This is a genomic window from Streptomyces sp. NPDC001770, from assembly GCF_053596135.1.
Map to the genome: position 1 here is coordinate 15,829 of NZ_JBSFFN010000017.1, position 20,772 is coordinate 36,600.

16 protein-coding genes are annotated in these 20,772 nt (G+C 72.1%); 9 read left to right on the forward strand and 7 right to left on the reverse strand.

The window, feature by feature from the left end; genetic code table 11:
* Window positions 1-82 precede the first annotated feature (82 nt).
* From ACWCSV_RS17220 to ACWCSV_RS17245, 6 genes are all read left to right on the forward strand, one after another.
* Window positions 83-499, forward strand: a complete 417-nt coding sequence (locus tag ACWCSV_RS17220; RefSeq protein ID WP_451142961.1) for a cobalamin B12-binding domain-containing protein — start codon at window positions 83-85, stop codon at window positions 497-499.
* Complete coding sequence (locus tag ACWCSV_RS17225) at window positions 496-1,803, forward strand: methylaspartate mutase (protein ID WP_451142963.1); 1,308 nt, start codon at window positions 496-498, stop codon at window positions 1,801-1,803. The genes ACWCSV_RS17220 and ACWCSV_RS17225 overlap by 4 nt, the downstream gene beginning before the upstream one ends.
* A gap of 115 nt (window positions 1,804-1,918) precedes the next feature.
* A complete protein-coding gene (locus tag ACWCSV_RS17230) occupies window positions 1,919-2,923 on the forward strand; it encodes an asparagine synthetase A (protein WP_451142965.1) in 1,005 nt (334 codons plus the stop codon).
* Complete coding sequence (locus ACWCSV_RS17235; protein WP_451142967.1) at window positions 2,920-4,215, forward strand: glutamate synthase-related protein; 1,296 nt, start codon at window positions 2,920-2,922, stop codon at window positions 4,213-4,215. The genes ACWCSV_RS17230 and ACWCSV_RS17235 overlap by 4 nt, the downstream gene beginning before the upstream one ends.
* The gene (locus ACWCSV_RS17240) at window positions 4,212-4,694 is read left to right on the forward strand and encodes a hypothetical protein (protein WP_451142969.1); all 483 of its coding nucleotides are present in this window, start codon (window positions 4,212-4,214) and stop codon (window positions 4,692-4,694) included. Before ACWCSV_RS17235 ends, ACWCSV_RS17240 begins: the two co-directional genes overlap by 4 nt.
* Entirely contained in the window at window positions 4,691-5,977 is a 1,287-nt protein-coding gene (locus ACWCSV_RS17245) for an MFS transporter (RefSeq protein ID WP_451142971.1), read from the forward strand. Before ACWCSV_RS17240 ends, ACWCSV_RS17245 begins: the two co-directional genes overlap by 4 nt.
* 445 nt (window positions 5,978-6,422) lie before the next feature.
* Here ACWCSV_RS17245 and ACWCSV_RS17250 read toward each other — a convergent pair whose 3' ends face one another.
* Window positions 6,423-7,106 (reverse strand): ABC transporter ATP-binding protein, encoded by a 684-nt coding sequence (locus ACWCSV_RS17250; protein WP_451142973.1) that lies wholly within the window; start codon window positions 7,104-7,106, stop codon window positions 6,423-6,425.
* Window positions 7,103-8,191, reverse strand: a complete 1,089-nt coding sequence (locus ACWCSV_RS17255; protein ID WP_451142975.1) for an ABC transporter permease — start codon at window positions 8,189-8,191, stop codon at window positions 7,103-7,105. The genes ACWCSV_RS17250 and ACWCSV_RS17255 overlap by 4 nt, the downstream gene beginning before the upstream one ends.
* A gap of 173 nt (window positions 8,192-8,364) precedes the next feature.
* On the opposite strand from ACWCSV_RS17255, the gene ACWCSV_RS17260 reads away from it, so the two are divergent.
* The 3 genes from ACWCSV_RS17260 to ACWCSV_RS17270 are packed head-to-tail and all read left to right on the forward strand — an operon-like array spanning window position 8,365 to window position 10,507.
* Entirely contained in the window at window positions 8,365-9,585 is a 1,221-nt protein-coding gene (locus ACWCSV_RS17260; RefSeq protein WP_451142977.1) for a sensor histidine kinase, read from the forward strand.
* A complete protein-coding gene (locus ACWCSV_RS17265; RefSeq protein ID WP_451142979.1) occupies window positions 9,582-10,220 on the forward strand; it encodes a response regulator in 639 nt (212 codons plus the stop codon). The genes ACWCSV_RS17260 and ACWCSV_RS17265 overlap by 4 nt, the downstream gene beginning before the upstream one ends.
* Window positions 10,217-10,507, forward strand: coding sequence for a hypothetical protein (locus ACWCSV_RS17270; protein WP_451142981.1), 291 nt, complete (start codon window positions 10,217-10,219; stop codon window positions 10,505-10,507). Before ACWCSV_RS17265 ends, ACWCSV_RS17270 begins: the two co-directional genes overlap by 4 nt.
* Before the next feature lie 187 nt (window positions 10,508-10,694).
* Here the strand turns inward: ACWCSV_RS17270 and ACWCSV_RS17275 are convergent, their stop codons facing one another.
* The 5 genes from ACWCSV_RS17275 to ACWCSV_RS17295 form a co-directional block, all read right to left on the reverse strand.
* Window positions 10,695-11,339 carry a response regulator transcription factor gene (locus ACWCSV_RS17275; RefSeq protein WP_451142983.1) on the reverse strand — a complete coding sequence of 215 codons (645 nt, stop codon included), beginning with the start codon at window positions 11,337-11,339 and terminating at the stop codon, window positions 10,695-10,697.
* The gene (locus ACWCSV_RS17280) at window positions 11,303-12,577 is read right to left on the reverse strand and encodes a sensor domain-containing protein (protein ID WP_451142985.1); all 1,275 of its coding nucleotides are present in this window, start codon (window positions 12,575-12,577) and stop codon (window positions 11,303-11,305) included. The genes ACWCSV_RS17275 and ACWCSV_RS17280 overlap by 37 nt, the downstream gene beginning before the upstream one ends.
* Before the next feature lie 86 nt (window positions 12,578-12,663).
* Window positions 12,664-15,174, reverse strand: a complete 2,511-nt coding sequence (locus ACWCSV_RS17285) for an FtsX-like permease family protein (RefSeq protein ID WP_451142987.1) — start codon at window positions 15,172-15,174, stop codon at window positions 12,664-12,666.
* Window positions 15,174-15,977, reverse strand: coding sequence for an ABC transporter ATP-binding protein (locus tag ACWCSV_RS17290; RefSeq protein ID WP_451142989.1), 804 nt, complete (start codon window positions 15,975-15,977; stop codon window positions 15,174-15,176). Before ACWCSV_RS17290 ends, ACWCSV_RS17285 begins: the two co-directional genes overlap by 1 nt.
* A gap of 915 nt (window positions 15,978-16,892) precedes the next feature.
* The gene (locus ACWCSV_RS17295; protein ID WP_451142991.1) at window positions 16,893-20,768 is read right to left on the reverse strand and encodes a type I polyketide synthase; all 3,876 of its coding nucleotides are present in this window, start codon (window positions 20,766-20,768) and stop codon (window positions 16,893-16,895) included.
* Window positions 20,769-20,772: the final 4 nt, after the last annotated feature.

The following is a 20,772-nucleotide window of genomic DNA, read 5'->3' on the forward strand; positions in this document are numbered from 1 at the left end:
GGACCGCCGGGCATGAAACTGCCGCCCGATTCTGCCGCTCGACTTCCTCCCGGGAAGCATCGGGAGAAATATCGTCGAAGGCATGAAGATACTCCTGAGCGGAACCGCTTCGGACTCCCACACCTGGAACCTCGTATATCTCTGGCTGTTCCTGGAGGAGCGGGGGCACGACGTCGTCACGCTGGGCCCCTGCGTGAGTCCCGGCCTGCTCACGGCCGCCTGCCGTCGGCACACCCCCGACGCGGTCGTGCTCAGCAGCGTCAACGGCCACGGTTACCGGGACGCCCTCGCAGCCGTGCGCGTGCTGCGCGCCGAACCGGCCCTGGCCGCAGTGCCGGTGGCCGTCGGCGGCAAGCTCGGCGTCGCCGGCCACAGCCGCGGGTCCGAGGCGGCCCGGCTGCGCGAAGCGGGCTGCGACGCCGTCCTCGGTGACGGCGCCGACGACCTGGAGGCGCTGTGCGTCTTCCTCGCGGCCCGCGACCGGGCGGCCGCGGCATGAACGACGGCCCGCGTCCCTTCGGCGCGTTCGTCGCGGACTCCGCCGCCGCCGGCCGCCTGGTCGTCCAGCCCCGCATGGGATTCGGCGACCCCGAGGCCATGCGCGCCGGTCTGGCGCGGACCAGGGCAGCCACCGCCACGACCGTCGGCACGCTCACCATCGACAGCTACACCCGCGTCGGCGACCTCGCCGGAGCCCGCGCCGCCCTCGCCGAAGGCACCCGGCTCAACGGCTATCCCCTCGTCACCCACCCGCTCGCCGTCACCCGCACCCTGCTCGACGGTCTCCACGACGACGGGTTCCCCGTCCAGGTCCGGCACGGCTCGGCCCGCCCGCAGAGCATCGTCCGGGCCCTGGTCGCGGCGGGTCTCGACGCGACCGAAGGCGGCCCCGTCTCGTACTGCCTGCCCTACGGCCGCACCCCGCTGCGGGAGTCCGTCGCGGCGTGGGCCGAGGGGTGCGAGCTCCTCGCCACGAGCGCCCGCTCCGGCTCCGTGCCGCATCTGGAGAGCTTCGGCGGCTGTCTGCTGGGCCAGCTCTGCCCGCCCGGGCTGCTCGTCGCCATGAGCGTGCTGGAGTGCCTGTTCTTCGCCCAGCACGGCCTGCGCAGCGTCTCGTTGAGCTACGCGCAACAGACCGACCCGGGTCAGGACGAGGAGGCCGTACACGCGCTGCGAAGGCTGGCCGGCGAGCTCCTTCCGTCCGGTGTGGACCACCATGTCGTCCTCTACACGTACATGGGTGTCTACCCGCGCACGGAGCGCGGGGCCACCCGTCTCCTCGAGGCGTCCGCCCGCCTCGCCCTGCGGTCCGGGGCGCAGCGGCTCCTCGTCAAGACGACCGCCGAGTCCCGCCGCATCCCCACGGTCGACGAGAATATCCGTGCCCTGGAGACCGCCGCGGCGGCCGCGGCGCTCGCCGGCCCGCCCGCCCCGGTCGCCCTCGCCCCGCGGAGCGAGGTCTACGAAGAGGCCCGCGCCCTCGTGGAGGCCGTCCTCGGCCTCCACTCCGACCTTGCCCGCGCTCTGCCGATCGCCTTCGAACGCGGCCTGCTCGACGTGCCGTTCTGCCTCCACCCCGACAACGCCGGTCGCTCCCGCAGCGTCATCGGCGCCGACGGCCGCCTCCGCTGGTCGGACACCGGTGCCATGCCGATCCGCCCCGACGCCCCCGACGACCTCACTCCGCTCACCGCCGACGGCCTGCTCACCGCCCTCCACCACATGGCCGTGCGTTACGACCGGGCGCCCCGCGACCCGGTGGCCGTCCGGGCTCCCGGCAGCCTGGCGCCGCGCCCGACCTGACGGCCCGGCCACTCCCCGGTCCGGCCCGCGACACCCTTCTCCACAACGGCTTTCGCCACGGCCGCCTTCCCGTCACCGCTCTCCCGCCTTGTCCCACGAACAGAGGAGCCCCGCCATGGACCACGCCCCGCAGCCCAACGGCCCCGCCCTGCCGCCCCCGCTCGGCGAACACCTGCGCTCCCCGCAGCTGCGCGCCGCCATGCTCGTGCAGCAGGAAGCCCTGCAGGCGACCCGCGACCACCTGCGACGGCTGGGCTTCACCGAGCTGCTGCCCCCGCTCGTCGGCCCCGTCACCGACCCGGGCGGCCGGGGCGCGAAGGCCCTGGACGTCGACTACTACGGCCACCCGTACAAGCTGATGACCAGCGCCATCCTCTACAAGCAGACGTCCCTGCGCGGCTTCCCGAAGCTCTTCTACATCGCCCCCAACGTGCGCGTGGAGCCCGAGGAGACGGCCACCACCGGACGGCATCTGGTGGAGTTCCACCAGATCGACGTCGAGATCGCCGGCGCCGGTCGTGAGGACGCCCAGGAGGTCGCCGCCGGACTGCTCACCCACGTCGTCGAGCACGTGTGGACGACCGTCCCCGACATCCTCACCGGACTCGGGCGCCAGGAAGCCGACTTCGCCGACATCCGCAGCGGCAAGTACGACGTGTGCACCCATCAGGAAGCCGTCGCCAACCTGCGGGGCGCCGGTCACCCGCAGAGCCCGGACAGCGAGATCGACTGGACCGGCGAACGGCTTCTCTCCCTCGAGAGCGACCGCCCCTTCTTCATCAACGACTACCCCAAGGGTTCCCGCGGCTTCTACGACCGTGAGGACCCCGGCCGACCCGGAGTGCTGCGCAACTTCGACCTCATAGCCCCGCACGGCTACGGCGAGCTGGTCTCCGGGAGCGAGCGCGAGTCGGACTACGCGACCATCGTCACCCGTATGCGTGAGAGCGGGGAGAATCCCGCCAAGTACGCCTGGTATCTCAGGGAGGCGCGCGAGGGCATCCCGGCCAGCGCCGGATTCGGCATGGGCCTGCAGCGACTGGTCCGCTTCCTCACCGGCCTCGACTCCCTGTGGCAGGTCAGCGCCTACCCGAAGCTCCCCGGGGTGGTGGCCCCGTGAGCGCCCTCACCGCACCCGGCTTCCCGGAAGGCCGGATCCGCGCCCGCGCCCGGCGCGGCACCGCGGAGGTCTTCCCGGACGCCGACTCCTACGGCGCCGAGCTCTTCGGTCCCGCTGCCGGAGCCGCCGCCGGCGACGCACTCGACCGGGCCCGCGTCGCCCCGCCCGTCTTCATGCCCGAACGGCTCGAGAAGCTCATCGATCTCGCCCGCGAGCCGGAGTACGGCGACGTCGACCTGACCACCCGGACCGGCGGCTTCGACGCCTCGCTGCCGCTGTACCTGTCCGCGTTCGGATCCACCCGTGCGGGCAGCGGCGACCTCGCTCTCCACGCCTCGCGCCAGGCGGGCCGGCTCGGCATTCCGATGGTCATCGGGGAGAACATGGTGCCCGTCCACGGCTACCGGCGCGGCGGGGACGCCACGCGCTCCGCACTGCTCGACCGCATCGAGGCCTACCTGGGCGCCGCGCCCGAGGGTGTCGGCGGGATCGTCGTGCAGCAGTCCACCGAGGACGCCGACTCCGAGGTGTGGAACCTCCTCTACAGTGACCCCGCCACCCGCCCGCTGCTCGAATCCGGGCGCCTTGCCTTCGAGTTGAAGACCGGCCAGGGCGCCAAGCCCGGTCTCGGCGGCATGACCGTCGTCTCGCGCTCGGAGGCGGAGCAACTGGCGGGCCGGTTCACCGTCACAGGGCCGTTCGGCGAGGACACCGACCGCCGTCTGCGGTGCGCCACGCCCGGTACCTTCACCGACGAGATCCTGCGCCAGCAACTGCGCTTCATGCGGAACAACTTTCCCAGGGCCCGCACCTGGGTGAAGTTCCACCCGGGACGCGACATCGGGGATGCCGCCCGGGTCGCCTGGGCAGCCGGAGCCGACGCCGTCACGGTGGACGGTGCGGAGGGCGGCACCGGCTGGGCCCCTCGGGTCTTCCTCGAACAGGTCGGGCTGCCGCTCTCCGAGTGCCTGCGCCGGATCGGCCGCCCCGACGGCTGCCTGCTCGCCAGCGGGGGCATGTGGGAGGGCGGACGCTCCCTGCGTGCCCTCGCCCTCGGCGCCCGGGCCGTCGGCCTGGGCCGCGCCGCCCTGATCGCCGTCGACGAGGACCCTGGCCACGGCCTGGAGCGCCTGGTCGAGAGCATCGCGCTCGAACTGCGTCTGCTGATCAGCGCCCTCGGCAAGTACACCGCCACCGCGCTGGACCACGAGGACCTGTGGTGGCCCGACGGTTCCTTCGACGTACGGGTGCCCCTCGCCACCGGGCAGGCGCCCGCCGGAGCGACGACGTGAACGGCCGGGCCCACCGCCCGCACGACCGCGCCGTCCAGGCACGCTTCCAGGTACGGGAGTCGCCCGGCGTCACCGTGGCCTCCGCCGACGACGGCGCAGGGGGCGGGGACGGAGACGGCCGCGAAGGAAGGGGCCGGGACACGTTGTTCGACGCGGCTCGCCGCGCCGCCGAGCGTGCCCTCGCGGAGGAAGGCCGGGGTTACCTCGGCGGCCATCTGGAGCTGCGCACCCCGGGTGGCGTCCGCGCCGCACGCGGTGCGCGTGGCCGCCGGCTCCTGCACCACGCCGTCAGCCGCGCGGCCGCTCTGGCCGTCACGGCCACGCTCCGCGGCGACGGCACCCGCGTCGCGGTTCGCGCCCCCGACGCCCGGCCTGAACCGTCCGCCCCGTCCGCGCCACCCTCCGCTCCGCCCGAACCGTCCCCCGCCTCCACTCCGGCCGCCGTACTACGCGCCCTCCTCAGAAAGCCGACCCCATGACAACCAACTCCTCCGCTCCGTCGTCCGACGCGGCTCCCGCACCGGACTGGCGGCGCATCGGCAGCTTCGTCACCGGCCAGGCCGCCGTCCAGTGCGGGAGCTTCGCCCTGATCATCGCCATGAGCTGGACCGCGGTCCAGATCGGTGGGCGCAGCGCCGTCACCGTCGTGATCCTCGCTTCCACGCTGCCGCGCGCCCTGATGCTCCTGTTCGGCGGCGCTCTCGCCGACAGCCTCGGCCCGCGCGCCGTACTGCTGCGGGCCACCGCCACCCGACTCGTCGTTCTCGCGATCGGCGCCCTGGTCGCCGCGAGCGCCGACAGCCTCTGGCCGCTGATCGCCGTCGCTGTGGTGGAGGGCTCCCTGCTCGGCCTGACCGGCCCCGCCTCCGGCGTCCTGCTGACCGGACTGGCTCCTCGGGAGCACCTGGGCCGAGCCAACTCCCTGTTCTCCATGGTGATGCGGCTGGCTCCGATCGCCGGATCGCCGCTCGGGGCCTGGCTGGTGGTGGCGGGCAGCCTGTCCCACGTCATGCTCCTCTCGGCCGGCGGATGCGCCGTGTGGCTGTTCTGCGCCTTTCACGTCACTCGCGGCATGACCCGCCCCGAGCGCCGCTCCGACGCCGGCCCCTCACTGCTGCGCCGTTCCGGCGACGGCCTTCTGCTGCTGGGCTCTCACCCCAGACTGCGCTGGATGTTCATCGCCTGCTTCTGCATGGACTTCTCCTTCCTGTGGCCGGCCGAAGTCGCCCTGCCGCTGCGTGTCTCCGGCGAGGGATGGGGCATCGGCACCGTCGCGGCGGCCCTGACTGCCTTCAGCGCCGGCGCCCTGGCTTCGGCGGCGGTGGGCGCCGTACTCGCCCACCGCATCCCGGTCCCGGTCAAGCTCATGGTCACCGGCACCGGGCTCGCCATCGGCCTGGGCTCCATGGCGCTGGTCTCCTCGCCGGCCCTGCTGGCCGTCACGGCGTGCGCCGCGGGCCTCTTCTCCGGACTGAACGGTCCGGCTCTGGTCACCGCCTACCAACAGGCGGTCCCCGAAGGCCGGCTGGGTGCCGCGATGTCCACCTTCTCCCTCTCCAGCATCGGGGCCGCGCCCCTCTCCCTCGCCTTCTTCAGTGCGCTGTCCACGCCGCTGGGCGTGACCGGGACCTGGCTGCTCTGCGCAGCCGTCGCCCTGTTCTCGCCGGTGGCCGCCACCCTCGCCCTGCGCTCCCCCGTCACACGCAAGGCCCCCGGCACGGCGGAGGTCCCCGCCGCCGAGCCCACCGCCACAACCGTGTGAGGCGGACACGCGCCTTTCGGAGCAGGTCCTCCGATGCCCGGATCCGCCGCGCGACGCGTGCGGTGTCCGCGCGAGCCGCCGCGCTCAGCCGGTCCCACTCTCCATGCGAGCAGCCGCCCACCGAGGGGCTGATGGGCTTGGGAATCGTCCGGCTGAGCGCGCTCATGGCCGCCTCGGGGATGCGGCCGGTCAACCGGGCGCCTGCGTCGGTCGGCACTGGTGAACGACCCAGTCACGTCGCTTCCCGTTTTCGGGCGGCGTGCAGGTGGGCCAGGAAGAACCCGGCAGATTCGACCGCGCACACCGTGCTGCCGCCCGGTCGCACCTCATCCGGCCACGGCCGCTGACCGCCCACCGCCACGGAACTCTCCGTGCTGGCCTTCCCCGCGCAATGGTCGTCGTATGCGGAGCTCGTTCGGCCCTGTGGCTCGTGCGAGTCGATCGCTTACCGGTTCATGGCCGATAGGCGCAAGCGTCCGTCGTGGACTTCGGCGATCCGGTCGATGGCTGTGAGGTGGGTGCGGTCGTGGGTGACCAGGATCGTCGCGGTGGCCTGTTGGTGGGTGAGGCGGGTGATGAGGTCGAGGACGGCACTGCCGCGTTCGTGGTCGAGGGCGCTGGTGGGTTCGTCGAACAGAAGGACGGTGGGGTCGTTCATCAGGGCGCGGGCGATGTTGACGCGCTGGCGCTGGCCGCCGGAGAGCTGGTGGGGGCGGCGGCCGGCCTGGTCGGCGAGACCGACGGCGTCGAGGAGCTCCATCGCGCGGTCATGTGCGCTGCGGGGTCTGCGACCGTCGATCTGGGCCATGACCTGGAGTTGTTCGGCGGCGGTGAGGGAGGGCAGCAGGTTGGGCTGCTGGAAGACGATGCCGATCTTGTGCCGGCGCAGTTCGGTGAGTTCGCCGCGGCTGAGACCGGCGGTGCTCCGGCCGTCGACGGTGACGGTGCCGGTGTCGGGGGTGATCAGGGTGGCGGCGACCGCGAGGAGGCTGGACTTGCCGGAGCCGGAGGGGCCCACCACGGCGGTCAGGCTGCCCCGGGGGACCTCCAGGCTGACCTGGTCGAGAGCGGTCAGGCGGACGTCTCCGTCGGGGTAGGTGAGGGTGATGTCGGTCAGGGTCAGGCTCATCGGGCGCTCCCCAGGGCGGTCAGTGGGTCGACGGAGGTGATGCGGCGGATGGACAGGGCGGCGCCGAGCACACCGAGGAGGATGATCACGACGGCTGGGATCAGGACGGTGGCGGGGGTGAGGAGGAACGGCACGGCGGAGCCGGCCACGATTGCGCCCAGCGCTGCGGCGATGCCGGTGCCGATCAGTGTGCCGCTGACGAGCAGGACGACGGCCTGGCCGAGGGCGTCCTTGAGCAGGCCGGCGGTGGAGGCGCCCAGGGCCTTGAGGACGGCGACGTCGCCGCTGCGTTGGATGGTCCAGACGGTGAAGAAGGCTCCGATGACGAGAGCGGAGATCGCGAAGAGGAAGCCGCGCATCAGCTGCAGGGAGCCGTTCTCGGAGATGTAGGAGCCGATCGCGGACAGCGAGTCTTCGGTGGAGACCGTCCTGGTGCCGGCCTGATGGTCAGTGGCAGTCGTGTCGGCCTCAGAGGTGGTGCTCAGGGCGATGACGGTCGCGGTCGGGCCGCCGTCGGTGCCGGCGGGAGGCACGATCTGCTGCCAGGTGTCCAGACTGATCCAGATCACCGGGCTGTGACTGTAGTGGGCCTCGCCCGCGACGGCGGCCACCTCCAGCCGCCGGCCTGCCAGGGTCAGGGCGTCCCCGGCGTTGACGCCGAGGTCGTCGGCGGCCGCAGTGGACAGCACTGCCGCGCTGCCGGTGATCCTGGTGCTGTCCGGGGCGAGGCGGGAGCCGGGCTTGACGCCGAAGGCCGAGACCCCGGTGCTCCTGTCTCCCGAGGTGGCCTTGGTCATGGTGATCCCCAGCGGCTCGGCGCTTTCGACACCGGGCGCCGTAGACCACTTCTTCCACTGCTGTTCGGTGACGGTGGAGCTGGAGTACGACAGGCCCTGTCCGCCACTGGGAGCCTGGAAGGCGATCCTGTCGACGGGCAGGGACGTGATCGCGGAGACGTTCTGCCGGCCCAGTCCGGCCGTCAGCCCGGACAGCAGCCCGACCAGGAGGGTGATCAGTACGATGACGGTCCCCATCAGGGCGAAGCGCCCCTTGGCGAACTTCAGGTCTCTCCAGGCGACAAACACGGCTTTGGCCTGTCCTTTCCGGTGGTGGAAGCGGTATGGCTCCACCGTCGCCGCCGGCCCCCCGCGTGCGCGTCTGGCGCAGGACGGCATTCGGCGGTCCGAAGGACGGCACGCGGGTTCTAACTTTTGATGGAGGCCCTTCCGGCGCCGGCTTTCGTAACCTGGAAAGCACTGTGAACTCTGCCGCCCCTTCCCCGACCCCGACCACCCGGGCCCTGGCCTGGTGCCTGCACCTGCTGGTCATCGGCCTGCTCGCCCTGGCCGCCGGACGGACCGTGACCGGCGAGCCGCCTCACGCTGGATGGATCGTCGCCACGGCAGCAGCGTGCGGCCTGACGTATGCGGCCGGCCCCGTGCTGCCCGGCGTACGCCGGTCGCGGCGGGCGGCCGCGCTCTGGCTGACCGCCGTGGGGGTCTGCTGGCTGGTACTGCTGGCTTTCACCCCCGATGCCGTGTGGGTGGCCTTCCCGTTGTACTTCCTCCAGCTGCACCTGCTGTCCCGCCGCGCCGGGCTGGTGGCCGTGGCCGCCACCGCCGCCGCGGCCATCGCGGGCTTCGCCGCCCACCAGCGCTCCTTCAGCCCCGCCATGGCCATCGGCCCCGGCCTCGGGGCTGCCGTCGCCGTCGCCGTGGTGTGGGGATATCAGGCCCTGTACCGGGAGAGCGAACACCGCCGCCGGCTGATCGAGGAACTCACCGCTGCCCGCGCCGACCTGGCCGCCGCCCAGCACACCGCAGGCGTGCTCGCCGAACGCGACCGCCTGGCCCGCGAGATCCACGACACCCTCGCCCAGGGCCTCTCCAGCATCCAGCTGCTGCTGCGTGCCGCCGAACGCGCCCTGCCCCGGGCACCGCAGAACGCGGCCCGCTACGTCGACCAGGCACGGCAGGCCGCCGTCGACAACCTCGCCGAGGCCCGCCGCTTCGTCGCCGCCCTCACCCCACCCACCCTGGAAGGCACCTCCGTGGCCGGTGCCCTGGAACGCCTGTGCACCACCACTTCCGCCCGGCACCGGATCACCACACGCTTCCACCTCTCCGGCACCCCCGCCCCGCTCACCACCGCGCACGAGGTCGCGCTGCTGCGCATCGCCCAGTCCGCCCTGGCCAACACCGTCCAGCACGCCGAAGCCACCGCCGCCGACGTCACCCTCAGCTACCTCGGCGAACACGTCGCCCTCGACATCGTCGACGACGGCCGGGGCTTCGACCCCGTGCGCCTGCCCGCCCCCGACCCCGAGACCGGCGGCTTCGGGCTGGCCGGCATGCGCGCCCGCGCCCAGGCCCTCGGCGGCGCCCTCACCATCGATTCCGTCCCCGGCGGCGGCAGCGCCCTGGCCGTCCAGCTGCCCCTCACGCCGCCGGCCGGCACCGAGCCCGAGGCCCGCCCATGACCGACGACGCGCCCATCCGCCTGCTCCTGGCCGACGACCATCCTGTCGTACGGGCCGGACTGCGCGCCGTGCTGGAAACCGAGCCCGGACTCGTCGTCGTGGCCGAAGCCGCCACCGCCGAGCACGCCGTCACGCGCGCCGCCGAAGGCGACATCGACGTCGTCCTGATGGACCTTCAGTTCGGCAGGGGCATGGGCGGCGCCGAGGCCACTGCACAGATCACCGCCCGGCCTGGAGCCCCCCGCGTGCTGATCGTCACCACTTACGACTCCGACGCCGACACGCTGCCCGCCATCGAAGCCGGCGCCACCGGCTACCTCCTCAAGGACGCCCCACCGGAGGACCTGGCCGCCGCCGTACGTACCGCGGCCGCCGGCCGCACGACACTCGCGCCCAGCGTCGCGGACCGGCTGATGAAACGCCTGCGCACCCCTGGCACCGCCTTGACCCGGCGCGAGACCGAAGTCCTCTCCCTGGTCGCCGACGGGCTGTCCAACCAGGCCATCGGCGCGCGCCTCCACCTGACCGAAGGCACCGTCAAATCCCACCTGGCCCGCATCTACGCCAAACTCGGCGTCGACTCCCGCACCGCCGCCGTCGCCGCAGCCACCGGCCTCGGCTTCATCCGCCGTTGAGCCAGGTGCACACCGGATGCCGAGCCGCCCGTGATCGCCACCTCAGCACCCAGACCACCCGCGGCCGCGTCGCCGTGTTCGACGAGGACATCGTCTGCCACTACCGCGCACACCTCCGCGAACGCCGCCGGCTCCGCCCCGACCATGAATACCGCGGCATCACAACCGAGGTGAGGAACGAGTTCGAGGACACGTCGGCAGCGGAGCCGCGCGAGGCCCGGGCGGGGAGGTACCCCGACGTCGCCCGGGCCAGGGCGCGGTGGACCGGACGGACGCGGGGCGGTTGAGCGGTGGGAGAACCCCGTTGGAGGGCGCCGGCCGGGAGAGGGCTGCAGGCTGGATACGTCTGCGCCTGCAAACCTCTTCGTGGCGGCGGCGCCGACGGCCGCACCTGGTATGCCCGAGGAGTCCCACCTCTCGGGCCCGGAGGCCCGCACCCCTACCACCTCCAGGCCCGGGGGCGGCAGTCGGCACTCACGCGTTGAGGTAGGCCAGCACCGCCAGGACGCGGCGGTTGTTGTCACTCGACGGGGGAAGCATCAGCTTGGAGAAGATGTTCGAGATGTGCTTGGCCGCCGCGCCCTCGGTGACGGTCAGCCGTTGGGCGATGGCCGTGTTGGAGCACCCTTCCGCCATGAGCTCCAGCACGGTGCGCTCCCGCGCGGTGAGCGCGGACAGCGGCTCGTCACGGGAGTGGGACGTCATCAACTGGGCGACGACGGAGGGGTCCATGGCCATGCCGCCGGCCGCGACCCGGCGGACGGCGTCGATGAACTGCCGGTCGTCCAGGACGCTGTCCTTGAGCAAGTAGCCGATGCCACCGGTGCCGTCGGCCAGCAGTTCGCGTGCGTACATCTGCTCGACGTGCTGGGAGAGGACGAGGATCGGCAGACCAGGCTGCTCGCGGCGGGCCAGAAGGGCGGCCTGCAGGCCCTCGGTGGTGAACGTCGGCGGTAGGCGGACGTCCACCACGGCCACGTCGGGACGGTGTTCGGCGATGGCCCGCCCGAGGTCCGTCCCGTTGTCGACGGCGGCGACCACCTCGCAGTCGTAGGCCTCGAGCAGCTGGATGATTCCCTGCCTCAGGAGGAAGAGGTCTTCGGCGAGGACAACACGCATGGCAACTCCATTTTCATGACGGTCGGCCCGCCCGGGGGACTGTCGATCTCCAGGACGCCGTCAAAGGATGCCAGCCGGCGCCGGATCCCCTCCAGGCCGCTCCCGGCTGACATCTCGGCTCCCCCTCGGCCGTCGTCGGTGACCTGCCCGTGCAGGAAGCCGTCCGCGTAAAGCAGAGTCACCTCGACCCGTCCGGCGTCGGCGTGTTTGAGGGCGTTGGTGAGCAGTTCCGACACGGAGAAGTAGATGGCGGACTCCACCGGATCGGGCAGCTTTCCGGGTAGGGCCGCGACGACCGTGACGGGCAGTGGGCTGGCCAGGCCCAACGCCCTGACGGCGTCGGCGAGTCCGCGCTCGGCGAGCACCGGGGGGTGGATGCCCCGGACCAGGCCGCGCAGCTCACGCAGGGCCTGCACGGAGGAACTGCGCGCGTCGTTCAGCAGGCGGCGTGCCTCGTCGGTGTTCCGGTCCAGCTGCCGGTCGACGGCGCCGAGGGTGAGGCCGAGACTGACCAGCCTGGCCTGGGCGCCGTCGTGCAGATCGCGTTCGATGCGGCGCACCTCGGCGGCCTGGATGTCCAGAGCGCCGGAGCGCGTCTCCGCCAGGTGCCGGACCCGGGAGGCGAGGCGGGCGCCCTGGGTCGGGCCCAGCAGGAACAGGACGAAGTAGGCGTGGCCCTTCAGGATCCAGGGGCTGAGGCGCAGCCAGCCGGCGAACACGGCGAGGGCCGCCAGGGCCGCGGCGAGGGCGGCGGGCCAGCTGTCGACGGTGATGAACGCGTACCAGCGGCCCACTCCGTCGGAGGCGACGGGCCGCCACAGGCCGCAGGCCAGCACGAACCCCTCCCCCGCGTAGTACAGCAGCGCGGCCGGGGCGCTGCCGAGCAGCAGGCCGACAACGCTGTTGAGGAGCAGCCACAGCAGGTCCCGCCAGCTCGCCGGGTCGGCCAGGATCCATTTGCAGCGGCGCACCCAGCCGACGATGTCCCGTTCGATCTCCTCGGGTTCGGGCCGGTAGGGCCGTTCCACCAGGACTCCGGAGCGGGCGGCGGCCCGCCGGTTCAGGTCGCAGACCCAGCGCACCGCGGTGGTCAGGTGGGGCAACGCGAGGAAACCGATCCCGATGAGGCACAGGATGACGAAGTACGCAGTCGTGACGAAGAGCACGACCGAGGCCAGGGCTCCGGCGGCGATCAGTGCGCCGACCAGTGTGTCCTGGGCGGCCCGGCTCAGTCGCATGCGCCCATCCTCCCACTCGCGGGGGCGGGCGGGGGAAGAACCGTCCCCGGACGGGGGTCCCGGGGACGGTCCGGTTCGCAGACGGCTCACGCGGCCTTCACCGTCTCGACTGCGGGCGTGCGCATGCCGCGCCACGAGGGAAGGAGCGTGGCGCCGAAGACCAGCACCAGGGACCCTCCGACGATGGCGAGGTAGATCCCGGGGGATCCGGAGGGGAGATAGGAGTCGGACTTGACCATGCTGTACGGCACGATGGTGGTCGCGGCGGCGATCGTGCCGAGGACGGTGGCGATGATTCCGATGAGGACGCCCTCGACGGTCAGCATCCCGAGCACCTGGCGGCGCGTCGCGCCCGTCAGCTGCTGGAGGCCGAACTCGGCACGGCGCTTGCGGGTCACCGCCACGAGCGTGTTGACGACGGTGATGGCGGCGTATCCGACGATCATGGCGACGATCGTATAGTTGGCGGCGACCAGGATCTGCTGGATCTGGTTGTTCCGGCCGGCCAGCGAGTCCCCGTCGTCCAGTTCGGTGCCGGGCACGCTCGCCGCCAGCCCGGCCAGGGCTTCACGGAGTTCGGCGGAGCCGCCCTGTTCGGAGCGGACCAGGATCTGGTGCGGAAGCCCGTCGCTCGTGTGCGGGGCCAGGGTCGCCGCGGGCAGGATCACGTACTGCTGCTTGGGGTTGTCGGCGTAGAGGGCGACGACCGTGGGACGTACGGCGGTGCCGTCGCCGAGGCGCAGGGGAAGCCGGTCCCCGACGCCCACGCCGTATTCTTCGGCCTTCTTGTCGGAGAGGGCGACGGTGTCGCCGCGCAGGCCGGACAGGGATCCGGCGACGGGCCGCAGATCGAGACTCTGCCGCACGCCGTCGGCGGACACGCCCCGCAATTCGGTGTCGGCGCGCCCGTCCGGTGCGTCGACGAAGCCGCGGCTGGTGACGAACTCCGAGGCGGCCGCCACGCCGGGGGTGGCACGGACCTGGTCGACGACGGTGGGCGCGAATCCGCCCGTGGCGGAGTCGAAGACGTAGTCGGCCAGGATGTTCTGGTCGTAGGAGCTCCGGGAGACGTGGTCCTCGGTGGCCTGCATGTAGAGGGTGCCGGTGGCGATGCCGATGAGCAGGACGATGGGTGCGACGGCGCCCGCCATACGGACGTTGGCCGTGGTGGCGTTGCGAAGGGCGAGCATGCCGGGGATGCCGGAGAAGGCGCGCACCGGCAGGTACAGCAGGGCGACCATCACCTTGGTGATTCCGGGGGCGAGCAGCGCCAGCCCGATGCAGAACAGCACGGAGGCAGGTCCGGCGGTGCTGGCCAGGGTCGGGCCGTCCTCCATCACCGTGGCGGTGGCGACGGCGAGGCCGATGCCGTTGGCGAGGAAGAACAGCGCGACCAGCAGGCGCGGCACGCTGAACCAGCGGGTGCCCGCGACGGACTCTGCCAGGGCGGCGACCGGTTCGGTGCGGGCGGCGCGACGGCCCGCGAAGCGGGTGGCACCGGCCGCGGCGAGCACGGTGACAACGGTGCCGACGGCCATCGGCACCCAGCCGGCGTGGTACACGATCGCCGAGGAGACAACGCCGCTGGAGGTGAGCACGCCGAAGAGGAGCCGCCCCAGCAGATATCCCGGGTACAGGGCGAGCAGTACCGAGCCGACCGAAAGCACCGCGGTCTCGATGAGGATCATCCGGCGCAGTTGCTGCGGGGTGGAGCCCACGGCCCGCAGCAGGGCCATCTCGCGGGTGCGCTGCTGGAGAGACAGGCCGAGTGTGGAGGCGACGCCGAACATCACGATCAGCACCACGGACGAGCCGAAGATGGCCGCGAGGATCACGACGGTGCGCTGGCTCGTGAGGGTGCCGGGCAGTTCCGCCAGGCCGCGCCGCTCACCCGTGAGCACCTCGGCCCGGTCGCCGACCACGGACCGCACCGCGTCGGCGACCGCTGCGGTGTCCGCGCCCTTCTCCGGCAGCACGCCGATCGAGTCGATCCGGCCGCCGGCCAGGGTGCGGGCCTTCTCGTCGCTGAAGAACAGCGCGGCGTCGGGGTTGCCGTCGCCGCGTTGGCCGGCGACACCGCTGACCGTGAACCGCCGGGTTTCGCCGCCCACGACGATCTCGACGACGGAGCCCGGGCCCGCACCGGCGCGCTCGGCGAGCCCGGAGTCGAGTACGACCTCGCCGCCGGCGACGGGGGAGGCGCCGGCGGCGAGGGTATAGGGGGTGAGCCGGGCACCGGCCCAGCCGTGGCCGTACGAGGTGCCCTTGCCCGTCAGCGCCTTGCCGTCCTTGAGGACGGTAGCGGGGAAGGACACGTCGCCGACGGCGTCGCGGACGCCGTCCGCAGCCGCCACCTCACCGGCGAGAGCCGGGTCGATACGGTGCCGTTCCGTCAGGGCGGCACCGTCATAGGACTGTTCGCCGGTGACCACGACCGGGGCGGCGTTCAGGCGCAGCGGGTCGGCGGCCATCCGGACGCCGGTCTCCATCAGGCCGCCGCAGCCGATGACGATCGCGGCGCCGAGGAACATGGCGAGGAAGGTCGCGACGAAACTGGTCCGCCGGAACTTCAGGGTACGCAGAGCGAGCCGCCACATCAGTACAGCCCTCCGGATGTCATCGGGGCGGCCTGCTGGCGGTTTTCGTCCTCCCAGGCGCCGAGCCGTGTCATCCGCGCCGCGACCGCGTCGGCCGTCGGCCGGTGCAGTTCGCCGGCGAGGGCGCCGTCGGCGAGGAAGACGACCCGGTCGGCATACGAGGCTGCCACCGGGTCGTGGGTGACCATGACCAGGGTCTGGCGGGCCGTGTCGACGGACTCGCGCAGCAGGGAGAGCACGGCCGCGGCGGTACGGGTGTCCAGTGCTCCGGTCGGCTCGTCGGCGAAGACCACGGCGGGCTGGGTGACCAGGGCGCGAGCGATGGCGACGCGCTGCTGCTGGCCGCCGGACAGCTCGGACGGCAGGTGGCCGAGGCGGTCGGCCAGGCCCACGCGCTGGACGACGGTGTGGATCAGGTTCTTGTCGGGGCGCTTTCCCGCGAGTTGCAGCGGCAGAGCGATGTTCTGCATCACCGTCAGCGCGGGCAGCAGGTTGAACGACTGGAAGATGAAGCCGATCCGGTCGCGGCGGAGCACGGTCAGTTGGGTGTCGTCCAAGCCGGCGAGGTCGGTGCCACCGACGGTCACGGCTCCGGAGGTGGGCCTGATCAGGCCCGCGGCGCAGTGCAGGAAGGTGCTCTTGCCGGAACCGGACGGTCCCATCACCGCGGTGAAGGTGGCGTCGGCGAAGCTCATGGAGAGTTCCCGGAGGGCGGCCACCTGGCTGTCCGCTCGTCCATAGATCTTCGACACGGTGTCCAGTCGTACCGCCTCCGTCCGACGGAGGTCGTGTGATGTGTGCATCGTGCTCCCCAATGGAATGACGCGCTTCCCAAGCGGTTTCTGTGGATCAGATTAGGAGCGGCGAGGCCGTCGCGCATTGGCCTTATACCGCCGATTCGAGGTAGAGGTTTCTCTACCTCCGTAGGCATGTACCTGGAATCGTGCAGCAGTTCCATGCCCGTGGAGAACTTTTCGAGCTCACGTCGAGGTGCCGTGGAGAGGGGCGACGGGCTTTGCGATTCGGGTGACCCTGGTGGCGCCTGCGACGGGTTTCCGCAGGAGGCGCCGGGCCCTTCGAACCGGTGCGCGTTCCTCTCCCCGGGCCGGCGCCGGAACATCATTTCTTCGAAAGAAATACCGGCCCCTTGTCAAGGGGGCAGAAATACTCTCAGGAAAGTGCAACCGGCATTCGCCTGTCCGAATCGTTTACCCCACCGTAAAAAATGCAGCTACTGCCAGTGCCACAACGTGTATGAGCGGGTACCGTCGCAGTATCCGAAAAAACGCCGAGAGATTGGAATCCATGTGGCCAGGACAGCCGGCCTCCTCACGGCCGAGAGGCACGACGGCGCCGCATACGCGAGGCCGGTGCGGCATGGGGCGTGACCACGGGCTCATCGCCAGTGTGCGGCCCGACGGGGACCTGGACCTGTTCGTGCCGCTCACCGGGAAACACCACAGGTGCGGTCCTCGTGGTACGACGATGTGGCTCGCGCTGCAGCGCAGTGGTTGGCAGACGGAACTCGCCGCGGAAGAGGTCGCCGTACGACTGGGTGTACATCCGGACAGTATTCGATGTGATATCCAGGCATGGATGTCGCATTTCCGTGAGGCGAGTCAGTGACGAAGCCGTGAAGCGGCGGCCCTCCGGCCGCCGCGGGTCCGGCGGCCGGTGCCGGACACACGGCCGCGGGTCCCCTTCCGCCGCTCAGGGCGTCAGGCCGCAGCGATGCCGGACAGCCACTTCTCCACCGCTCCGGCGGTCGATTCGGCCTGGTCCTCCATGACCGTGAAGTGCGTACCGGGTACCTCGGCGAGCTCGTGCGCGCTCTCCCACACCGCCTGCCAGCCGTCGAGACCGGGTGCGAAGGGCTCCTCCGGCCGGACGAACAGCACCGGAGCGTTCAGCGGGCCCGGCAGGCAGTCCCCGATCAGGTCGCTGTAACGGCTCATCGCCGCGAGGCGCCCGGTGCCAAAGCCGCCCACGGACGATTCGCGGTCCAGCATGCCGTTGAACATCTCACGCCGGAGTTGTTCGGTGCCGTCGTCGGCGAGCAGGTAGGTGTCCAGCAGAACCACGCCGGAAGCCGGCCGGCCGGCCTTCTCCATCGCCTCGGCCGCCGCGTGGGCGAACTGTCCACCGGAGGAGTAGCCGAGGAGCACATAGGGCCGTCCGTCGGCGCAGGCACGCCGGATGCCTTCGACGACGACCTCCACGACCGCGCCGGCGGAGCGCGGCAGCGGCTCCCCGGGCACGAAGCCGGGCACGTCCGGGACCAGCACGTCGCGTCGGCCGTGGAAGTGCCTGGCGAAGCGGGCGTACTGGTGGGCGCCGCCCAGCGCCATCGGAGAGGGCAGGCAGAGCAGGCGGGGCCCCTCGTCTCCCCTCGCCAGACGGACGGGGTCGCGCACGTCGCCGAACTCCGCCGCCGAGGAGAAGCCCGGCAGGATGTCCGCCGCGCTGTGCAGCAGCGTCATGGCGCGTTCCCAGTTGCCGTCGGCCGCCGCGCGCCGCACCAGTCCGCTGACCGATTCGATGTCGTCGTCCGCCGGCTCGGCGCCGTCCCCGGCGAGGTGTCCGCGCAGGTGGGCGGCGAGCGCGGCGGGCGTGCGGTGGTCGAAGGCGGCCCCGGCCGCGACGGCGACGCCGAGGGCGTCGGCAAGGGCTCCGCTCAGCTCGGCGGCAGAGACCGAGTCCATGCCGATCTCCAGGAAGGCGTCGTCGGGTTCGACGCCCTGCGGTCCCGCGTGTCCGAGTATCGCGGCGGTCTGCGCCCGTACCAGGTCGGCGAGCAGGGTCTCCTGCCCGGCCTCCGTGGCCGCCGCCAGCCGCTCCCGCAGCCCCTGCGCCTCCGGCACCGCGGCGGGGGCGACGGGAGCGGCCGGAGCGGCGGCCCGCTGCACGGTGGGCCGGTCCATGGTGAGAGGAACCTCGGCGTCCAGCCAGTAGCGTTCGTGCCGGAACGCGTACGTGGGCAGCTCTGCGCGGGCCGTACCGGGGAAGAGCGCCGCCCAGTCCAGAGGCAGGCCGTCGACGTGCAGCCGGGCGATCCCGGACAACAGGGCCGCCGGTTCGGTGCCGTGGCGTCGGCCCAGGGCCACGAAAGTCGCGTTGTCACCGCCGACACACTCCCGGACGAGCCCGGTCAGGACGGCGTCGGGACCGACCTCGACATAGCGGGTGACACCCGACCCGGCGAGGGTGGCGACGGCGTCGGAGAAACGAACGGTGCCGCGCACGTGCCGTACCCAGTACCCCGGGTCGCGCAGCTGTTCCCCGGTGGCAGGCAGTCCGGTGAGCGCCGAGACCACGTCGACGCGGGGCTCGTGGAAGGTGAGCTGCGCGACGACCGCGTGGAAGTCGTCGAGCATGGGGTCCATCAACGGGGAGTGGAAGGCGTGCGAGACACTGAGCCGCTTGGTCTTCTCGAATCCCGCGGCGGCGAAGAGGACCGCCTCCCGCTCCCCGGACAGGACGACTGCCGACGGTCCGTTGACCGCCGCCAGGCCCACCCGTTCGTCCAGCAGCGGGAGGACCTCGTCCTCGCCGGCCCGCACGGCGACCATCGCGCCGCCTTCGGGCAGGGCCTGCATGAGCCGGCCGCGTGCGGCGACCAGGGTGCAGGCGTCGGCCAGGTCCAGCACTCCGGCCACATGGGCGGCGGCGATCTCGCCGACGGAGTGCCCCGACAGCACGTCGGGCCGCACCCCCCAGGACTCCAGCAGCCTGAAGAGGGCCACCTCGTAGGCGAACAGGGCGGTCTGCGCGTACCGCGTGCGGTGTACCGCCTGGGTGTCCTCGGCGTTCAGTACGCCCGCCAGGTCCAGGCCGAGGTGGGCGTCGATCGCGTCGAACGTATCGGCGAACACCGGGTAGTGGGAGCGTAGTTCGAGTCCCATGCCGGGCCGTTGGGCGCCCTGGCCGGTGAACAGGAACGCGGTACGGCCGCCGGTTCGGGCCCGGCCGGTGACGGCGGTGGCCGAGGGGCCTCCGGTGGCGAGAGCGTCCAGCCCCGCCCGGATCTGCTCCCGGTCGCCACCGACGACGACGGCCCGGTGGCCGAAGGCCGCGCGCCGGGTGCCCAGGGCCCTGGCGACGGCGGACACCGGCAGGCCTGGGCGGGCGTCGAGGAAGTCGCGCAGCCGCTCGGCCTGTGCAGGGAGGGCCGGCGCGGAACGGGCGGACAGGGGCAGCATGACGGCCGGTGCGGGAGGTTCGGGCTCCGGGCGGGGGGAGGTGTGGTCGTCGGGTGCCTCCTCCAGGATCACGTGCGCGTTCGTCCCACTGATCCCGAACGACGACACCCCCGCACGACGCACCCGCCCACCCCGCGCCCACGGACGCTCCTCCCCCAGCAACCGCACCCGCCCCGCACCCCACTCCACCTTCCGCGACGGCTCACCCACATGCAGCGTCCGCGGCAACACACCCTCCCCCAACGCCAACACCATCTTCATCACACCCGCCACACCCGCAGCCGCCTGCGCATGCCCGATGTTCGACTTCACCGACCCCAACCACAACGGCACCTCACGCTCAACCCCATACACCGCCAACAAAGCCTGCGCCTCGATCGGATCACCCAGAACCGTCCCCGTACCATGCGCCTCCACCACATCCACATCACCCGCCGACACACCCGCCGACACCAACGCCTCACGCAACACCCGCTGCTGCGACGGACCATTCGGCGCCGTCAGACCATTCGACGCACCATCCTGATTCACCGCACTCCCCCGCACCACCGCCAACACCCGATGCCCCAACCGCCGCGCATCCGACAACCGCTCCAACACCAGCACACCGAGGCCTTCGGAGAACCCGGTGCCGTTCGCGTCGTCGGAGAAGGACCGGCACCGGCCGTCCGGGGAGAGGGCACCCTGGCGGCTGAACTCGACGTAGGTGCCCGGTGAGGCCATGACCGTCACTCCGCCGGCCAGGGCGAGGGTGCACTCGCCCTGGCGCAGCGCCTGCGCGGCCAGGTGGAGCGTGACCAGGGACGAGGAGCACGCGGTGTCGACGGTGAGGGCCGGGCCCTCCAGACCGAGGGTGTAGGCGACCCGGCCCGAGACGACGCTGCCGGAGCCGAAGCTGCCGAAGTAGTCGTGGTACATGACGCCCGCGTACACGCCGGTGGGGCTGCCGCGCAGCGACGACGGATCGATGCCCGCGTGCTCCAGCGCCTCCCATGCCCCTTCCAGCAGGAGCCGCTGCTGCGGGTCCATCACCAGGGCCTCGTGCGGGGAGATGCCGAAGAACGCGGCGTCGAAGTCCCCCGCGTCGTAGAGGAATCCGCCCTCGCCGGTGGAGGAGCGGCCCGGGGTGCCCGGTACCGGGTCGTGCAGGTCCGGGTCCCAGCCGCGGTCGTCGGGGAACGCTCCGATGCCGTCGCGGCCTTCGGCGACGAGGCGCCACAGGTCCTCGGGCGAGCGGACTCCGCCCGGATAGCGGCACGCCATACCCACGATCGCGATCGGTTCCCGGGCGGCGGCGGTCTGCGCCCGGTTGCGCTCCCGCAGCCGGTCGATCTCCTTGAGCGAGGCGCGCAGGGCCTCGATCATCCTGGTGTCGGGCTTCTCGGACTCGGCCATGGTT

Coding starts and splice junctions, on each gene's coding strand:
- ACWCSV_RS17220 (WP_451142961.1), top strand. CDS start 83: ATGAAGATACTCCTGAGCGGAACCGCTTCGGACTCCCACACCTGGAAC.
- ACWCSV_RS17225 (WP_451142963.1), top strand. CDS start 496: ATGAACGACGGCCCGCGTCCCTTCGGCGCGTTCGTCGCGGACTCCGCC.
- ACWCSV_RS17230 (WP_451142965.1), top strand. CDS start 1,919: ATGGACCACGCCCCGCAGCCCAACGGCCCCGCCCTGCCGCCCCCGCTC.
- ACWCSV_RS17245 (WP_451142971.1), top strand. CDS start 4,691: ATGACAACCAACTCCTCCGCTCCGTCGTCCGACGCGGCTCCCGCACCG.
- ACWCSV_RS17250 (WP_451142973.1), bottom strand. CDS start 7,106: ATGAGCCTGACCCTGACCGACATCACCCTCACCTACCCCGACGGAGAC.
- ACWCSV_RS17265 (WP_451142979.1), top strand. CDS start 9,582: ATGACCGACGACGCGCCCATCCGCCTGCTCCTGGCCGACGACCATCCT.
- ACWCSV_RS17275 (WP_451142983.1), bottom strand. CDS start 11,339: ATGCGTGTTGTCCTCGCCGAAGACCTCTTCCTCCTGAGGCAGGGAATC.
- ACWCSV_RS17280 (WP_451142985.1), bottom strand. CDS start 12,577: ATGCGACTGAGCCGGGCCGCCCAGGACACACTGGTCGGCGCACTGATC.
- ACWCSV_RS17285 (WP_451142987.1), bottom strand. CDS start 15,174: ATGTGGCGGCTCGCTCTGCGTACCCTGAAGTTCCGGCGGACCAGTTTC.
- ACWCSV_RS17290 (WP_451142989.1), bottom strand. CDS start 15,977: ATGCACACATCACACGACCTCCGTCGGACGGAGGCGGTACGACTGGAC.
- ACWCSV_RS17295 (WP_451142991.1), bottom strand. CDS start 20,768: ATGGCCGAGTCCGAGAAGCCCGACACCAGGATGATCGAGGCCCTGCGC.